The organism is Pedobacter kyonggii (genome assembly GCF_004310665.1).
Lineage (GTDB): Bacteria > Bacteroidota > Bacteroidia > Sphingobacteriales > Sphingobacteriaceae > Pedobacter > Pedobacter kyonggii.
In genome coordinates this window covers 122,058-139,831 of the sequence record NZ_SIXF01000012.1, presented here as the reverse complement: position 1 = coordinate 139,831, position 17,774 = coordinate 122,058, and the positions used below count along the sequence as shown (strand labels likewise).

Annotated in this window: 10 protein-coding genes; 5 read left to right on the top strand and 5 right to left on the bottom strand. The window is 38.6% G+C overall.

All coding sequences use genetic code 11. The features are described from left to right. Positions 1 to 184 precede the first annotated feature (184 nt). Complete coding sequence (locus tag EYS08_RS14030) at positions 185 to 931, top strand: DeoR/GlpR family DNA-binding transcription regulator (RefSeq protein ID WP_131030629.1); 747 nt, start codon at positions 185 to 187, stop codon at positions 929 to 931. Positions 932 to 968: 37 nt separating this feature from the next. On the opposite strand, the gene EYS08_RS14025 is transcribed toward EYS08_RS14030, so the two are convergent. From EYS08_RS14025 to EYS08_RS14015, 3 genes are all read right to left on the bottom strand, one after another. After that, positions 969 to 2,264: a RagB/SusD family nutrient uptake outer membrane protein gene (locus EYS08_RS14025; RefSeq protein ID WP_131030628.1), complete on the bottom strand. Its 1,296-nt coding sequence runs from the start codon at positions 2,262 to 2,264 to the stop codon at positions 969 to 971. Between the two features lie 15 nt (positions 2,265 to 2,279). Then, the gene (locus EYS08_RS14020) at positions 2,280 to 5,381 is read right to left on the bottom strand and encodes a SusC/RagA family TonB-linked outer membrane protein (protein WP_131030627.1); all 3,102 of its coding nucleotides are present in this window, start codon (positions 5,379 to 5,381) and stop codon (positions 2,280 to 2,282) included. Between the two features lie 105 nt (positions 5,382 to 5,486). Continuing rightward, entirely contained in the window at positions 5,487 to 6,683 is a 1,197-nt protein-coding gene (locus EYS08_RS14015; RefSeq protein ID WP_131030626.1) for an anhydro-N-acetylmuramic acid kinase, read from the bottom strand. Between the two features lie 153 nt (positions 6,684 to 6,836). Here EYS08_RS14015 and nagB point away from each other — a divergent pair, with 153 nt between their 5' ends. The 3 genes from nagB (at position 6,837) to EYS08_RS14000 (ending at position 11,264) form a co-directional block, all read left to right on the top strand. After that, positions 6,837 to 8,762, top strand: coding sequence for a glucosamine-6-phosphate deaminase (gene nagB, locus EYS08_RS14010; RefSeq protein WP_131030625.1), 1,926 nt, complete (start codon positions 6,837 to 6,839; stop codon positions 8,760 to 8,762). 282 nt (positions 8,763 to 9,044) lie between these two features. Continuing rightward, positions 9,045 to 10,205: an acyltransferase family protein gene (locus tag EYS08_RS14005; RefSeq protein ID WP_131030624.1), complete on the top strand. Its 1,161-nt coding sequence runs from the start codon at positions 9,045 to 9,047 to the stop codon at positions 10,203 to 10,205. A 36-nt stretch (positions 10,206 to 10,241) separates the two neighbouring features. Continuing rightward, positions 10,242 to 11,264, top strand: coding sequence for a LacI family DNA-binding transcriptional regulator (locus EYS08_RS14000; RefSeq protein WP_131030623.1), 1,023 nt, complete (start codon positions 10,242 to 10,244; stop codon positions 11,262 to 11,264). A 6-nt stretch (positions 11,265 to 11,270) separates the two neighbouring features. Here EYS08_RS14000 and EYS08_RS13995 read toward each other — a convergent pair whose 3' ends face one another. Further along, positions 11,271 to 12,815: a glycoside hydrolase family 10 protein gene (locus tag EYS08_RS13995; protein ID WP_131030622.1), complete on the bottom strand. Its 1,545-nt coding sequence runs from the start codon at positions 12,813 to 12,815 to the stop codon at positions 11,271 to 11,273. Between the two features lie 206 nt (positions 12,816 to 13,021). On the opposite strand from EYS08_RS13995, the gene EYS08_RS13990 reads away from it, so the two are divergent. Continuing rightward, entirely contained in the window at positions 13,022 to 13,924 is a 903-nt protein-coding gene (locus EYS08_RS13990; RefSeq protein WP_131030621.1) for a coiled-coil domain-containing protein, read from the top strand. A gap of 39 nt (positions 13,925 to 13,963) precedes the next feature. Here the strand turns inward: EYS08_RS13990 and EYS08_RS13985 are convergent, their stop codons facing one another. After that, positions 13,964 to 17,695 carry a sensor histidine kinase gene (locus tag EYS08_RS13985; protein ID WP_131030620.1) on the bottom strand — a complete coding sequence of 1,244 codons (3,732 nt, stop codon included), beginning with the start codon at positions 17,693 to 17,695 and terminating at the stop codon, positions 13,964 to 13,966. Between the last annotated feature and the right edge of the window lie 79 nt (positions 17,696 to 17,774).

Here is a 17,774-nt window from a genome sequence, read left to right as displayed (position 1 = left end):
GCATATTCACGCAGTATTGATGTTAGTTATAGTAAATATGATGAATGTTTTTGATAAAAAAAACAAATAGCAAAGATTTATAAAGCTACTAAACAATATTTTATTGCAAAAACAAGCAAAAACACGCAATATTTAAAAAATCTAAAAATCTTTTATACATTCGTTTTAAAACCAGACACTACTTATGCTGAAAAAAGAACGCCACGACTTCATTATGCGCCAAATTAACCTGCACAACAGGGTACTCACATCAGATCTGGTACAATTGCTCAATGTTTCGGAAGATACCATCAGAAGAGATTTACAGGAACTTGTTGATGAAAACCTGCTTTATAAGGTTCATGGAGGTGCTTTATCTAAATCATACCACAGCTCTTTTGATGATAGTACGGTTTATGCCAGAGATAGCAAAATTGCGATTGGCAAAAAAGCCGTTCAGTTGATAAAAGATGGCATGGTAGTTTTAACCGGAGGGGGAACAACGATTTTAGAATTTGTGAAACGGCTTCCACAGGGTTTATCTGCTACATTTTTCACCATTAGTCCGCTGGTTGCAGTAGAACTTGCTAAATACAATAATATCGAAGTGATTTTGATTGGAGGCTTGTTTTCTAAAAATTCGCAGGTTACCTACGGCGGACAAGTAATTACACAGTTATCAGAAATTAAGGCCGATTTATGCCTGATGGGAACCAGCGCCATCCACCCAGATGAAGGCTTAACGGATACTTACTGGGAAATTAACCAACTTAAAAAAGCCATGTTGAGTTGTGCAAAAAAAACGGCCGTGCTCTGCATTTCCGAGAAGCTGGATATTGCTTTGAGATTAAGGGTTTGCCCAATAGAGAGCATTAGTTATTTGATAACAGAGCTAGAAGTAGGACATGAATCTTTAGCCCGTTATCGCGCTAAAGAGCTAAATATTTTATAAAAAAGTCCCGACAAAGATCGGGACTTTTATATATCTGCTAGAAAGTAGGATCTGCAGGGGTATTGGTATTGTTGTCTCTTTCTGCAAAAGGATAAGGAAAAAAATTACGTTTGCGATCGGCTAAAGGCTGGTTAAATCTTCTCATATCTTCGAGTTTTAGACCCGACATAAAGAGCTCAATACAACGGTGTTTGTAAATCAGGTCTAAAAGCTGTTGCTGTGTATAAGGACCAGTTAGTGCCGGCAGTGCCGCCCCAACGCCAAAAGGGTCAGTGGCAGCAGTTTTGGTTACAATCTTGTTCAGCTCAGTAAGCGATGAAGTTAAGTTCGGTGTAGCTTGACGAGCATAGGCCTCTGCTTTAATCAATGTCATTTCGCCTGGCAGATAAATGGGAAACTGGGTAAAAGTTCCGGCACCAAAACCATTAATACGTACAGTTGTATTAATTGTAGTATAAAATGGGATCCTGGCATCGCCTGCATCTGGAATATTAGCGCCGGTCTGCCCTAAATTTATATTCTTAGGTTGAATTACATTATTGGTAGAGGTAGCAATCTCAAAAATCGGGTTCAAATTTAATGCATCGTATGTAAATGTCGATTTTTTAGTCAAATCAACTGTATTTGCAGCAGTTAACGCTAAGGCATAGTTTCCGGCGAATAAAGCATAACGCGCTTTGAGAGCATTTAAAGTACTGGAAATGTCTACTCCTGATGGAATGTTACCTAAAAATGATGTACTTATTGAGTTTGCTGCAATTACCGCCAATGCATTGTCAATGGTCGCAATTGCTTTATTATAACCATCAACACGACTCATGAAGGTAACGTTTTGACCTGTCCCGGCTGGAACCTTTTCCCAATACGCTGATAAATTACCCACAGCCAAGGCTTTAAAAATACTTGCGTAAGCTATTAAACCCGCTGCATAGTTTTTATCCGGAAGATTAGCGGCATTATTAATCACGTTATCAGCATCGTAGATAATTTTATTGGCACCAGCCCAAACATTTAGCAATACCGAATTGGTACCATCAACCTGTACACCTCCAATCACTAATCTTTCTTCATTGGTATTACCTGTATTAATGGATATCAACTCATTTGTAGTTAAGCCATTCAGTGTAATAGTCGCATACAGGATTCCAGCCCGGGTTGTCGAATAGTTTTTCTGTAAACCTACCGTAACGCCTGTTAAACCTTTTGCCGAGGTTAATACATCATCAGCCGTAGCCGCATTAGGATTTAAGTACTCCTTTTTACAAGCGCTTGAAAAAGCTACTATTGTAAGTAGAAATGCATAACCTATGTATCTTGATTTTAAATTTTTCATAACAACAGTTTTAAATTAGAATCTTGCTTGTAAACCCAAAGAGAAAGTGCGTGGAATTGGTACAGAGCCGAAATCGATATTTCTCAAGATTGTCGATTGACCACCAGAGTTCAATTCAGGATCATAGCCTTTGTAATTATCCCATGAAATGAGGTTCCTTCCACTAAGATTAACGGTTAAGCTTTTAATAAATTTAACCTGACCAATATTATAACTCAAAGAAATCTCTCTCAATTTCACAAAAGATCCATCATCAATACGCCATTCTTCTACATTGTATGCACCAGCCACATAACCTCTAGGCAATTGGCCCATCTGCTCTGCTTCGGCAACTTTTCCATTACCTACGCCCTGGCGTGTTCTCCAATCTGCGTTCCAAACATCACCCCCTTGAACAGCATCCAATTGAATATGTAAGCTTAATTTTTTGTAGGTAAAATCGTTAACAAAAGACCCTGTATAATCTGGGTTTGGATCGCCGATTACTTTACGCAAAACATTACCAGCGGCTTGACCTGCAGTTAAAGGAATACCAGCAGGATTTGTGGCAATATCTCCAGTTGATGTCCGCTCAAAATATGTTCCATAAAAAACACCTACCGGATAGCCATCAGTGATAGAAACAGGTGCACCTGCGTTGGTTGAAATTAATCTCTGCGCACCTGAACCCACTATTTTATTTCTATTTCTGTTGTAGATCAGTGTCGATGTCCATGTAAAGTCTTCGGTTTTAACCGGCACCCCTGTAAGCATTAATTCGATACCTTTATTTTTTAAAGTCCCGCTAATATTGTCTAACAGGCTAGAAAAACCAGTTGTTGGCGCAATTACAACGGGCAATAGTAAGTCAGTTACGTTCTTATTATAGTAACTAAAAGTTAAACCTAAGCGATTGTTAAAAAAAGACATATCTGTACCGATTTCGAGCTCTTTTTGGCGCTCTGGTTTTACACTCGTATTGGCCCGTGTTGCTAACGATGTTAAAGACGTTTTGCTGTTTAACGCACTTGGCGAATAAACATTGAAACGATCATACGCTCCAATCCCTGTTAAATTTCCTGACTGGCCGTAAGCTGCTCTTAATTTGAAAGCATTCCACCATGATGATACACCAAAATCTTTCCAATAATCGGCAGATGACAATACATAACTCACATTAGCTTTAGGATAAAACTGCGTTCTATTGTCTTCTCCAAATACAGTAGATTGATCTACTCTAATGGCACCAGTTACAAACAAATGGTCCTTATATTTAAAATTTTGTTGTAAATAAGCTCCGCTGATTGAAAATTCTGAACGACTATCAACATTTGCCAAAACAGTACTTGCTCCGTTTACAACCTGAACAAAAGGAGCTAACCCACGTCCGTTTAGCAAGCTGTACAGATCTTTTTGATATTGATAAGAACCACCCACTTGCGTTGTTGAACTCAACAAATCTGTGACCTTGGTATCATAAGTAAAATTCAGTTCATTATTGAATAATGTGGTTGTAGCGTTTGCCGCACTGGCATAACCGTTTAATGATGGATCTAAAGTTGGTCCACCGCCATAAAAACCTGTACTTACATTATACGCAAAGGGGGGAATATATGTTGTTCCGTTTTGAATGGAGTTATCAACGCCCATAGTATAATCGATGGTTAGGTTTTTAACTGGCGTAAGCTTCAAGCCTGTATTTGCTATAATACGGTTGGTAAACTGGCGCTGCTTGATATCTTCAATAACAGAAACCGGATTAACACGACCGCGTTCTCCAACAGCTTTTAAATTGCCTAAAGCGTCTCTGGTAAACAAATCATGAAAATTACCAATAATCGTTACCGAATTCATTGGTGAGAAAAAAGAGTTGCCATCTGGTTTTTCGTTAGCATCACTGTGGATATAATTGAATCCTGCCGTCATTTTCGCCCATTTATTAATGGTTTGATCAAGATTCGCCCTGAAGTTCATCCTGGTGAAATCAGTGTTTTTTATGATCCCCTGATTAGAAAAATAACCTGCCGAGGTATAGAATTTAGTGTTGTCATTACCTCCAGAAACTGAAACTGAATTATCTGTACCAATACCTGTTCTGAAAATATAATCTTGATAGTTATATCTGGTAACCGGAGTTTTTGCGGTCTGTAAAACAGGAGTGGCACCAGGGGTGGGAGGAACTGTTTGAATGACATCTTGCGTTACAGAGTTCGCATTATCTCCAAACCTAAAAGGCGATTGGTTTACTTCAATTTGCTTACGCAGCTCGCTAATTGTTAAGCTTGTGCTAAAACTCACTTGCGGCTCGCCAGTTTTACCCCTCTTGGTAAAAATCTGGATCACACCAGCATTCGCTCTCGAACCATAAATGGCCGCAGCCGCCGCACCATTAAGCACTTCAATGCGATCTATATCCGCAGGACTAATATCCACCATCCGGTTTTGCCCAATACTCCCAACAAAGTTTCCGCCATCATAATTGGCTGATGTATTGGTCACTCTGGTTGTAGAGTTGTTTACAATTACGCCATCAATAATGTAAAGTGGTTCTGATGATGAGTTAACCGAGCTCACCCCTCTTAAACGGACAGAAATCCCACCTGCTGGGTCTCCAGAATTTTGGCTGATCTGTGCGCCAGGCGTTTTACCCTGTAATGAAGCTAGTGCATTTCCACTAGGTGCTTTGTTTAAATCATCACCCTTTACCGTACTCACGTAACTACCGAGCTGTTTACGGGTAGTCCCTTGAGAAGTACCAGTAACAATTACCTCATCGAGCCCCACCGCATCGCCACTTAAAGCACTATTTGCCTGAACGGTGGTATTATCGCCCAGTGTTACAGATTCGATATTTGATTTAAAGCCGATAAAGGAAACCTGGATCTGGTATTTACCTGGTGCTAAATCAACCGAAAAGCTATACGTTCCACTCGAACTTGTGCTTGTTACGAGATTTGTATTAATAATTTTTACAACAGCGCCCGGAACAGGGTCATTATTTGCGGCATCGGTAACCTTACCACTTATGGTATACCGTTTGTTTTGTGCCTGCGCCATTTCTGTAAATAAGAGCAGCAGAAATGGGATCAACAAAATTGCGAAGAATCCTGGTGACCATTTTAGGTAACTTTTTTCCATAAAATTTGGTTTTGTTAGAAGATTAGTGTTAAAACAAATTTAACAAAATACCGCACAAACCAAATTTTTTAACCTGTACAAACTGATTTACAAAATTGTGCTTACCTAGGCTGGTAAACTGATTTTACCCATGCAAACCGAAGGTACGCCTTGCCTATCACCAAAGGCTATCGGTTTGCCACAGAGTGTTTCGTTGGCCAAAACAGCGAACAAAACAGCTTCTTTAGCATCTGGATTAATATTTAAATCTTCAGTGGTTAAGAAGTTGCAAAAAGACAGTTTAGTTTGAAGAAGCTGAACAAGTAACGGGTTATGCATCCCTCCTCCACTCATAAAAACCTGTGCTTTAGCATCTTCACCAAAGCAACGCTTAATCGCATTAGTAATGGTCTCGGCAGAAAAATGACATAAAGTGGCCATTACATCGGCTGCACTTAAACCAGTTGTTGAAGACTGTTCCTGTGCGCTGATTAAATACTCCAGATTAAACAATTCCGGTCCTGTGGTTTTAGGAAAATCCAGATCAAAAAAGCTACTAGCCAACAACGCAGATAATAGACTTGGATTAGATTCGCCTGCCAGGGCAACAGCCGCATTTTTATCGTAAAATTGATTAAAATGTTTCTGCATATACTGGTCCATCAAAGTATTTCCCGGGCCAACATCCGTTGAAAAAATTTCGCTGGCATAGGTACTCCCTGGCAAATAGGTAAAATTTGCTATCCCACCAATATTTAACATTACACGGTCCTCTCCAGCTTTCGAAAACATTAAATAATCACCATAAACAGCCAATGGCGCCCCTTCGCCTCCAGCGGCCAGATGTTTTTGTCTGAAATCAGATAAGGTAATGATTCCGGTTTTTAAGGCAATATGATCGCCATCACCAATTTGTAATGTACCATTTGGATAATCGGTGAGTTGATGCAAAGATTTTGGTGCATGGAAAATGGTCTGTCCATGGCTGGCGATAAAATCGATATCCTCATTTTGATAACCCCACTCTTTTAGTGCCTCGTTTATCAGTCCTGCATGGGTATTTGCAATATGTTCGTTCATCAGACATACCAACTGTAAGTCGACCTCCTTTTTCGAAAAAATTGCTTTTATTTTAGCCCTAAAATCATTGGTATAATTGCCTGTTTTAAATTTCAAAATCCGGATATCCGTCTCAGCACCGCTTCCCTTTACCAAACAGAGCGCAATATCCAGTCCATCCATTGATGTACCACTCATCAACCCTATAATTAAACGTTCCGATTTCCCTGCTTTCGAATACAACTTTTCAATCTGTGTGTTCATATTGGCTTTTTATCTTAAAAAGATCAAACGTTTGTCTGCCCCTTTAATCGAATTTTATATAAATACTTGCAATAAATGTAAATAACCTTTGTTACAAATTGGGCATAACTCTCTATATTTACTGCTCCGTACATTAAAATCCATATAAAAAAAATGGCTAGATTAAATCTACTGGAGGAGACACGTTTCGAGAAATTACCGGTAAGCGTGTTCGAAAATCCAAAAATTGCTTCAATTAATGTTGCACGCCGCATTGCCGAGCTCATTAAATCTAAACAAGCAAGCAACACACCTGCAGTACTGGGCTTAGCAACAGGTGTTACCCCAATTGCAGTTTATGCCGAATTGGTTAGACTGCACAAAGAAGAGGGCTTGAGTTTTAAAAACGTAATTACTTTCAACCTGGATGAATATTATCCAATGGCGCCAACTGCGGCACAAAGTTATGTTACGTTTATGAACGAAAACCTTTTCAATCATATCGATATTGATAAGAAGAATGTTCACATCCCTGATGGTACACTTGCACTTGAAGACATTCCTGCATTCTGCTTAGAATATGAAAAGAAAATAGGTGATCTTGGTGGTCTTGATATTCAGATTTTAGGTATCGGCCGTACAGGTCACATCGGATTTAACGAGCCGGGATCTGCGCCAAATTCTGGTACCCGTTTAGTTACTTTAGATGACCTTACCCGCCGTGATGCCGCACGCGATTTCGGTGGAAAAACCTTCGTACCAACTAAAGCCATTACCATGGGTATCGGTACAATTTTCAAAGCAAGGGAAATTATATTAATGGCCTGGAGCCGTAAAAAGGCTTCGATTATCAAAAAAGCGGTTGAAGGCGAAATTTCGGGCGATGTTCCTGCAACATACCTGCAGCTTTCTGATCATGTAGAATTTATTCTTGATGCACCTGCAGCTTCAGAGCTGACCCGTTTTGATACACCATGGTTGGTTAAAGATTGTGTTTGGACAGACGCATTAATCCGTAAAGCGGTTATCTGGTTGGCCAATACCTTGAAAAAACCGATCTTAAAGTTAACCGAAGACGATTACAACAATAATGGTATGGCACAGCTGGCTACTGAAAAAGGACCAGTATACAATATCAACATCCATATCTTTAATAAATTACAGCACACCATTACAGGTTGGCCAGGAGGTAAACCGAATGCTGATGATTCTCAACGTCCGGAAAGAGCAGAGCCTGCTAAAAAGAGAGTAATTATTTTCTCCCCACACCCTGATGATGATGTGATCTCGATGGGCGGCACTTTTCTACGCCTGGTTGATCAAGGGCATGATGTACACGTAGCTTACCAAACCTCAGGCAATACCGCGGTTTGGGATGATGATGCACTTCGTTTTGTTGAGTTCAATGTAGATTTTACAGAGAAAATGGGTATGGACAATACACATTTGAAGGATCTCTATAACAAAATGAGAACCTTTATTGAGCAGAAACAACCAAACCAGATCGATACACCAGAGATCCAAACGGTTAAAGGATTGATCAGAAAAGGCGAGGCCATTGCCGGCGCAAGATATTGCGGCCTTGAAGATGACCATATCCATTTTCAGGCGCTTCCGTTCTACGAAAGCGGTAAGGTTCAGAAAAATCCGGTAACTGATGCTGATATCGAACTTACAATAGCACTGTTACAAAAAGTTAAGCCTCAACAGGTTTATGCAGCAGGCGATTTTGAAGATCCGCATGGAACGCATATTGTTTGTTTTAATATTATTTTAGAAGCATTAAAACGTTTACGCAAAACCGAAGCCTGGGCACAAGATTGCTGGTTGTGGATGTACCGTGGTGCTTGGCATGAGTTTGAAACATATGAGATCGAAATGGCGGTTCCAATTTCACCACAAGAGCTTGAGCGTAAAAAATATGCTATTTTCAAACACCAGAGCCAAAAAGACAGAGCTGTTTTTCCTGGTGACGATTCAAGGGAGTTCTGGCAACGTGCAGAAGACCGTAACCGTGATACGGCAAAAGCTTATGATGAGCTTGGCCTAGCAGAATACGAAGCAATGGAAGCTTTTGTACGCTGGAAATTTGAAGATTAACTTTGTTATAATAAATATTGATCCTGCCTTGTTAACTCAAGGCAGGATTTTTTTTTACGCGAAGTTAGCCTCCACCAATTGTCATGCTGAGCTTAGCGAAGCATCTGTTAACAATATACCACAAATCCTAATAAGGCAAAAACCATAATAGCAATACGGTACTTGGTAAAAGATCCTTCACGTTGTTCAGGATGACAAATCATTTTCCCCAAACTTCATAAGTAATTTCTCATTCTAAAAACAATACTCTAAATTAGTTTGCTGAACCCAAACAAGCTAATCATGACCGAACCTAAACCACGATTGTTATCTCTTGATTTTTTCAGGGGATTAACCGTAGCCGCAATGATCTTAGTGAATAATCCGGGCAGCTGGGGACATATTTACGCGCCTTTAGCGCATGCGGAATGGAATGGATGTACACCCACCGATTTAATTTTTCCATTCTTCTTATGGATTGTTGGTGTATCCGTTGCATTTGCCATGAGTAGCAGTAAAGCAGATCCCCACACACATCAAAAAACCATTATAAAAGCCATTAAACGTGGTATTATACTTTATTTACTCGGTTTCTTTTTGGCCATTTTCGGGAAAATTATCAGTGCCATAATAGACGGCAGATCGATCTGGGAGGCTTTTCAAACGGTTCGTCTTTTAGGCGTTTTACAAAGAATAGGCATTGTTTTTATCATTAGCAGTATCATTTTCATCAAAGTAGCCAACAAAACCATATTCAAAATCTTAATTGTAATCCTTGCCCTTTATTGGGCTTTAATGACATTTATTCCCGTACCTGGAGTAGGTTACCCCAACTTGGAAAAAGAAACCAATTTAGCTGCCTGGATAGACCGCGGGATTTTAACCGAAGCACACACCTGGGCCTCATCCAAAACCTGGGATCCGGAAGGGATTTTGAGCACATTACCAGCAGTAGGAACCTGCTTATTTGGTATTCTGGTTGGCGTTTGGATGCGCAGAAAAGATGTAGACAATGCAACTAAGGTGGCCTGGTTATTTACTGCAGGTATAGCCTCTGTTATTCTAGGTTTACTTTGGGATTTACAATTCCCGATCAACAAAGCCCTTTGGACAAGCTCTTATGTACTCTATGCAGGTGGATTGGCGTCAATAGGACTGGCACTTTGTTACTGGATCATCGATGTTCAGGGTTATAAAAAATTTACCACTCCTTTTGTTGTTTATGGTGTAAATGCCATAACAGTCTTTTTCTTAGCAGGCTTAATGCCGCGGGTATTAAACCTAATCCAGATTACCAAACCTGATGGTACAAAAACGGGATTATTAGTACGCTTTTATGAAACTTGTTACACTCCGTTTTTTAGTCCTATAAATGCTTCCTTAGTTTGGGCCATAACCTATGTGCTCGGTTTTTATATGTTATTATATTTTATGTATAAAAAGAACATTATTATTAAGGTTTAGTAAATTTACGCTATAATTGATTGTCCCCCTCTGCCATTGAAAAAGAAAACCACCATATACGATATAGCCAAGGAGCTTGATATTACCGTATCAACTGTTTCCAGGGCACTTAGTGGCTTTCCGGCAATAAGTGACGCCACCAGAAAGGCTGTTGTTGAAATGGCTAAAAAATTAAACTATAGCCCAAATAAACTCGCCTCTGCATTAAAATCTGGCAAAACCCATATTATTGGTGTAATTGTACCAAGTGTACAGGCACACTTCTTCGCATCTATTATCCATTGCATAGAAGACGGGCTGAAAGACAGCGGCTACCGTGTTATTATCTACCAATCTAACGAATCTGTAGAGAACGAAATAAACGGCGTTAGAACTTTACTAGAGGCGCAGGTAGATGGCATAATGGCCTCCATGTCTTTAGAAACAAAAGATGTTTCGCACTTTGCCGAAATTATTAAGCAAAATAAACCACTTATCTTATTCGACCGTGTAGACCTAGAACTAAAAGTCCCTACCATTACACTTGATGATTTCAAGGCAGGTTATATCGCTACTAAACATTTAATCGATCAGGGTTATAAAAAAATTGGGTTTGTAACCACAGTTCATCAGATTAAAATATTTAACGATCGCTTAGAAGGATACAAAGCAGCCTTAGCAGACCATAACCTTCCGCTAATGGAAGAACATATTATTTTTGGTGGTTTATCCATTAAAGATGGTCGGTTTGGTGCTGGCAAGTTAATGCGCAGCAGAAACAAACCTGATGCTATTATTGCGGGTGATGATTTTACTGCCTTGGGTGTAATTAAAAAGCTTAAAGAGATTGATGAAACACCCCCTGAAGTTGGTGTGATTGGTTTCGCCAATGAAGCATTCTCCGCTTACATTACTCCTAACCTATCAACAATTGATCAGCATGCGTCACAAATGGGCAAAGAATGTGCTAAAATGTTTCTGAAAATGATTAATCAGGAAAACCCATACGCCAATATGGAGCATATCGTACTAGATCCAGCAGTTGTAGAAAGAGAATCAACCAGCAAGAAAGATAAATAGCATTTATTATTCCTTTGCTAAAGGAACTTCAACGCCAACAGGCCCACTTGGTTCACTTTCATTTTTTAGTCGGTCTAGCGCAGTTACAAGATAGCTGTACCGCTTCCCACTTTCTATACTGGTATCAACATATGAAAGATAATCTTCAAAGCTTATTTTAACAATGTTCTTAGGATCGAGTACCGAAATTTTTTCTCCTTCATTAAACCTGTAAATTACAAATCCCGAGGCCGTTTCTCCATCTTTTGCCTTTAACGGAAGTTGCCATTTTAAATGTACGCCATCTTTTAATGCATCAGCAGTTAGGGCCTGGGGCTCATTTGGCGGCACCTCATCCAGCCATGGCATTTGTGGTGGCAAAGCAGGGTATTTATATAAGTCATTCTTTAACGAGTCGCCTACGGCTTTAGCAACTGTACTTAATGATTTAGAACTAAAAAACACACTCCCCTGAATTCGGTTGTTATCTCTTAAATATCTAATCTGATTAGGTATTTCTCTTAGGTTTTTCCAAGCTGCTTCTGCCCTCGAGTTTACCAGGTAAGCACCCTGTCCGATATAAACATGCCTACCAAAGGTATTATTGCTCCACCAATCAACTAAAACACCATAGGGTGCTACTCTTCTGGTAAAAGTAAAATAAATTTGAGGGTTGATGTAATCTACCCAACCTTCTCTAACCCATTTACGGCTATCGGCAAAAAGTTCTGCATAATTGGATAGGCCGCTGGTAGCAGAACCTTCGGGATCTTCGTTCTTATTTCTCCAAATTCCAAAGGGGCTAATGCCAAACTTCACCCATTTTTTATAATGGTGGATACTATCGTCAAGCTGCTTGATGAGCAGATCAACGTTGTTGCGCCTCCAATCTTTTATATCTGAAAAATTATTGGGGTATTTGTAAAAAGTATTACCATCGTTAATCGTTTGTCCCTCTACTTTATAAGGGTAAAAATAATCGTCGAAGTGAATTCCATCAATATCGTATCCTTTTACCACATCTAAAATTACCTGAACAATATATTCCCTTACATCTGGGATACCCGGATCAAACTGCTTTTTGCCACCGTAGGTAAAAAACCAATCAGGGTGTTTACGATAAGCATGATTTTCGCTCAATACAGCTGTACTACTCATACTGGCCCTGTAAGGATTAAACCAGGCATGAAGTTCCATTCCCCTGAAATGGGCCTCTTTAATGGCGAAGGCTAAAGGGTCATAACCAGGTGCAGGTGCTAAACCTTGTTTACCCATTAACCATTGGCTCCAGGGCTCTCTTGATTTTGCATAAAACGCATCAGCCGCTGGTCTAACCTGCAAAATAATTGCATTCATCCCTTGACTTTTATGTCTTTCTAAAATACCAATCAGCTCCTGCTTTTGTTGATCAATGCTTAAACCTGGCTTCGATGGCCAGTCTATATTGGTAACAGTAGCCACCCAAACACCCCTAAACTCCCTTTTTGGTGCAATTTTTGATAAAGGTTGTGCATTTAATATATAAGGTACTACAGTTAAAGATAAAAGTGCGTATAGGAAGTTTTTAAGCATTATTTCTGTCTTATTTTTTTATTCAGGCTGTGTGTTTGTGTTGATTTGAATACAAATGAACATTAGCAAGTAAACGATTTTTTTTAAAAACTCTTATAAGTTTTTAAAAAAATTTAATTTGCGCCCTGCTAAAATTATTGTGTACCCCCATTTACCTATGGAGAACAAAAGTATATTAATTTACAGAAGATACAGCGTTATTAAAAATGGAACCACAAAAGATTAATAAGGGTGATAGAAACAAAATTTACTTCCTGGTCATCGTTATTGCAGCTTTAATTGGCACAAATGCTTACTTGTTTTTTAAAGACCGACAACAAAGTGAAAGATTTGTTACAGTTAGTACAGAGAAGGATAAACTGCGGCTCGAGGTAGAAAAGATTGAGGTTGAGCTGGATAAGGTTAATGCATTGAACCTGGATTTAAACGAGAAACTTGTTGAAGAGCAGAAGCTTGCCCGCGAAAAAATCGAAGAACTTAAAGCAGCTTTAGAAAAAAACCAGATTACCCAGGGCGAACTCGACAAAGCCAATGCACAGATTAATGAACTGAAAACATTTGTAAAAAACTACAATGAACAGATTATTCAGCTGCAGAAAGACAATATTTTCCTAAAAAACAGTCGCGATAGTTTACAGAATACCCTAAGAAACATCAGCAGTAAGGCATCGAATTTAGAGAACGAAAATGCTAATCTAAATGCAAAAGTTAAAACTGCCTCAGTATTAAAGCTTCAATCTGCCGAAATTATTGCTTTCAGAACAAAATCAAGTGGCAAAAAAGTCGAAGTAACCAAATCATCTACTGCCGAGAAGTTAAGCGTGCGCTTTAATGTTGTGCCTAACCAATTGGCAGAAAAAGGACATCATAACATTTATCTCCGGGTATTCGATCCGGCTGGGAATCTGCTTGCAGACGAGGGAAACCATTTTGAGGCTGATGGGCAGGATATGCAGTTCAGCCATTCTATTTTTATTAACTACAATAACGATGACAGCACCTATGTTATCGACTGGGCAAACCCTAAACCGTTTATAAAAGGCATATATACCGTAATTTTATATGCTGATGGTAATACCATGGGCAAGGCTCAAGTGGAACTGAGATAAAACCCACCTTCTGATTAAACTATCTCTACATGTTTTAATTTAAGCTAAAGGAAAGTTCAGATAGAACGTTGTTCCTAAACCGCTTATCGACGTAAACTTAACCGAACCGCCCGCATTTTCTACAGCCTGCTTAACAAAAGCTAAACCTAAACCTGTACCTGATGTTTTTGTAGTGAAGTTCGGTACAAATATTTTATCGTGCAGGGCCGGTGGAATGCCTTTTCCATTATCTTTTATTTCGATATATGCATTTTTTGCGTCTACATATATAATTATGGTGATGCAGCATAAAGTCGCCTCATCTATAGCTTCTATTGCATTTTTAAGTAGGTTGTTAAACGTTCTTAAAAGCTGATCGTGATCGGCCATGATTTCGATGTCCTTATCGCTCTTGTTAAGCACATCAATGGTTACATTTTCCGTGCTTTTAAATACTTCTCTCGCCTGGTCAATAATTGGAAGTAAAGAAAGGCGCTCCAGATTGGTATCGGGCATTTTGGCAAAATTAGAAAACTCCGAAGCAATTTTCGAAAGGCTATCAATCTGTTCTATAAAAGATTTGCTAAACTTATTAAACTTCAGTTCGAAGTTTGGATCTTTTTCTTTCCACGACTTCTCTAACAGCTGAACACCTAATTTTAACGGCGTTAACGGATTCTTGATTTCGTGGGCAACCTGTTTTGCCATTTCGCGCCAGGCACTCTCGCGTTCCGATCTGGCGAGCTTAATCGCACTATCTTCTAAGGCCGCAATCATATGGTTGTACTCCTTAATTAAAGAGCCGATCTCATCATGCCTACGCCATACGATGGGCTCGTTCTTTTGCCCGATTTTCGTTTTACTAATACTGTCCTGAATAAAAGTTAAGGGACTGGTAATCTGATTGGCCAAAAATACAGCCAACACTCCAATAGCCACAAATACCAGGGCATAGAGATTAATCAGGTTACTTACAAAAAGCGCCAGTTTATCTGTATATTCTTCTTCGGTAGAGTAATTTGGTAGGCCGATATAGGCAATTGTTTTATTTTGTGCGTTCCTGATGGGGGCATACGCTGCAGCGTAGGTTAAGCTGCCTATCTTTTCTTCAGTATTGATATATTCTGAACGATGCAAGCCTCTTAAAGCAGCAAAGGCAGACGGCCCCATCTTTTTACCGATGATTTTATAATTATAGAGTTTTGGATAAGTGGTCATGATCAGGTTACCACTCAGATCGTATAGGTTCAGATCTGCGTTATTAATATCAGCAAAATTGTTAAAATCTGCGGCTGTATTCTCGTCGTTTACAATTATGCCATTACTAAAAATCTGCTTTTCAAAATTCTGTTGAATCTTCCTTATCTTATCTTTTAATATAGTATCCTGTTGCCCACGGTACTCATTATTCATATAATAATAAGTTCCCCAACCTACAATAACCAGTGTTGCCACAACGGCCAACACAATAGATACCTGGATTCTGGTTTTGTACAAAATTTTATTGGCATTGATCATTAAAGACCTGTTGATACTAAACCAGCCCACCTTATCATCATCAAGGTTTTTGATTAGCCATATTAATCCATAAAGTAACAGGGAGAAGATAATAAATATCAGAAAGAAAAACGATAGCGCTGCCAAACGTTCTACATAATCTACCTTCTCTTTACTGATAACAACCATTTTGCTGTTAGTAGGCTTATAAATTAAATGGCTGTAATGAAGTTCATTATCATTACTGGTTATAAAGTCGTCCTTTTTACCCTTAAATATGCTGCCATCTAAAGGATATGTATAATTTCCAGATTGATTAAGCAATTTATTATTACTGTACAAGGCAATAGAATAACCCTTAAAATCTTCGTCTTTGATCAATTTTTGATCACCTAAGAGATCGGGTAGACGATTGTTGTAATTATACGGCTTCGAGCGGAGTTCGATAACAAGCGTGCCTAATAAACTAGCATTATCTACAACAGAGATGATTCCAAAGTAGTCCTGATAACCAAATGTATTGTTAACCTGATAAAAAAAGTTAGATCCATCAATTTTAACAGAGCCTGCCTCCACCAGCTTTTTATATTTATCAATCGGTGGCGTATCAGAATTTTCTATTGCAGCACCCAATCTATCATAGGGATAGATCTGATAATCGTACCGGTTTAAATAGCCATCTAAATAATCTTTAATATGATTTTTGAGTACGGCATAATTGCCTTTTCGGTTTTGACTAAAATAGCTTGTCAGAAAATTATCTTTAACAATTTCATTGCCCAAAGTACCTAAAGCAATAATTGCATTCGGATCTTCTGATGATTGCACTTTTCTGGCCAAAGGCTCGCGTAAACTTCTTTCTTTAATATCTTTATACTTGGTGTATTTAATAGAAGTATTGAAAGCCAGGCAGAAAAATACAATGGCAAACATACCGATTGAAAAACTCTTTTCTTTTAAATAAACAGCCCGAGCCACAATAAACAGCACAAGGGCAAAAACAATAAAAAACGCATTAAAATCGACCACTAGCTTGTAGATAAAAACACCTGCAAAGCCAATTAAGAAAATAATGACCCGCTCTTTATTGCTTACATTTAATTGACTGCTTACAGTTGCTGAAACAACCGTTATCAGGTAAATCTGAAACCAGGCCAGGCATAAAATTACAATACCAACCCAGCTGGTTCCACTGAGTTTAAGGATATTAATGATATCGAAATTAATTTTTGAGTTAAAAATCAATCCGAAGAAAATGTCATCGGTATCCCAAACTATCCGACCTATCAACACCATTAATCCAGCCTGAATAACAACTCCAATTATTTTGCTCCGCTTAATCCATCCCGGAAACTTGTATTGTTCCTTGTGATTATACATAAACAACAGTAACCAGGTTAATGCAATTACATTTAACAAAAAGTCGCCCAACGAAGGCATCAGGAAATTATCGGCATATATTCTCGGATCAAATAGATCTAAAGTAAACCTGTGATTAAACCAACCGTAATATAAATCTGTTAACCTAAAGGCCAGGAAGAAAAACAATAATAAAAAAGTACCCCATGCGATGTGTCCACGCCTGGCAATGAACGAACTTAAAGAATTAAAAAACATGCAGATGCATAACATACCAGCAACAAACAACCATAATTGTGTGCCTGAATAATGGGTTTCTGCATATCCTGGTTTAACCTTAAGTCCGAATAAAAACTTATTATCTAAACTTTTTATTACATACACATCCTTATCGGTAAAAGATGCAAGCGTTAATATTTTGGTATTTGATAAAATTGGATCAATATCATTTTTAAAATACTTTGTTTCTTTAAAAGGATACTGAGATTGAATCGTGATCAAGAAAATAAGGCTAAAATTGCCTTGAGTACTTTTAATCACTTCATACCAGCCGTTATAAAAAAACAACACCGAACTACCCTCTTTTATTGTAGTTGGATCTATTTCCGATACTTTATATGTACTCCAGAATTTAAGCTGATTGTTTTGGTAGGTTAATAAGTTTATACCACTCTTTTTGCGATAGTTTTCGATAAAATCTATTGCGTTACTAGGATCGAGATGAAATCTTTTGGCCTTGGCAACCTGTTGTTTATCGGCAAGAAAACTTTGAACAGATCTTTCTTTGATCAAAAGGTTCTGTTGAATCTCTTGCGCATCGTGCTCAAGGAGTTCGCTTTTTGTGGTAAACCGACTTAACGAAATAGAAGTTGCAATGAGGCAACAGCCCAAAACAAGCAATAGAAATCTTATTTTTACACCAAAGCTCATTTTCATCTACGGATAAAGATATTAAATATTGATAAAAAACAACGCCATAAACAGCTGAGTTTATGGCGTTGGCAAAATATTCTAT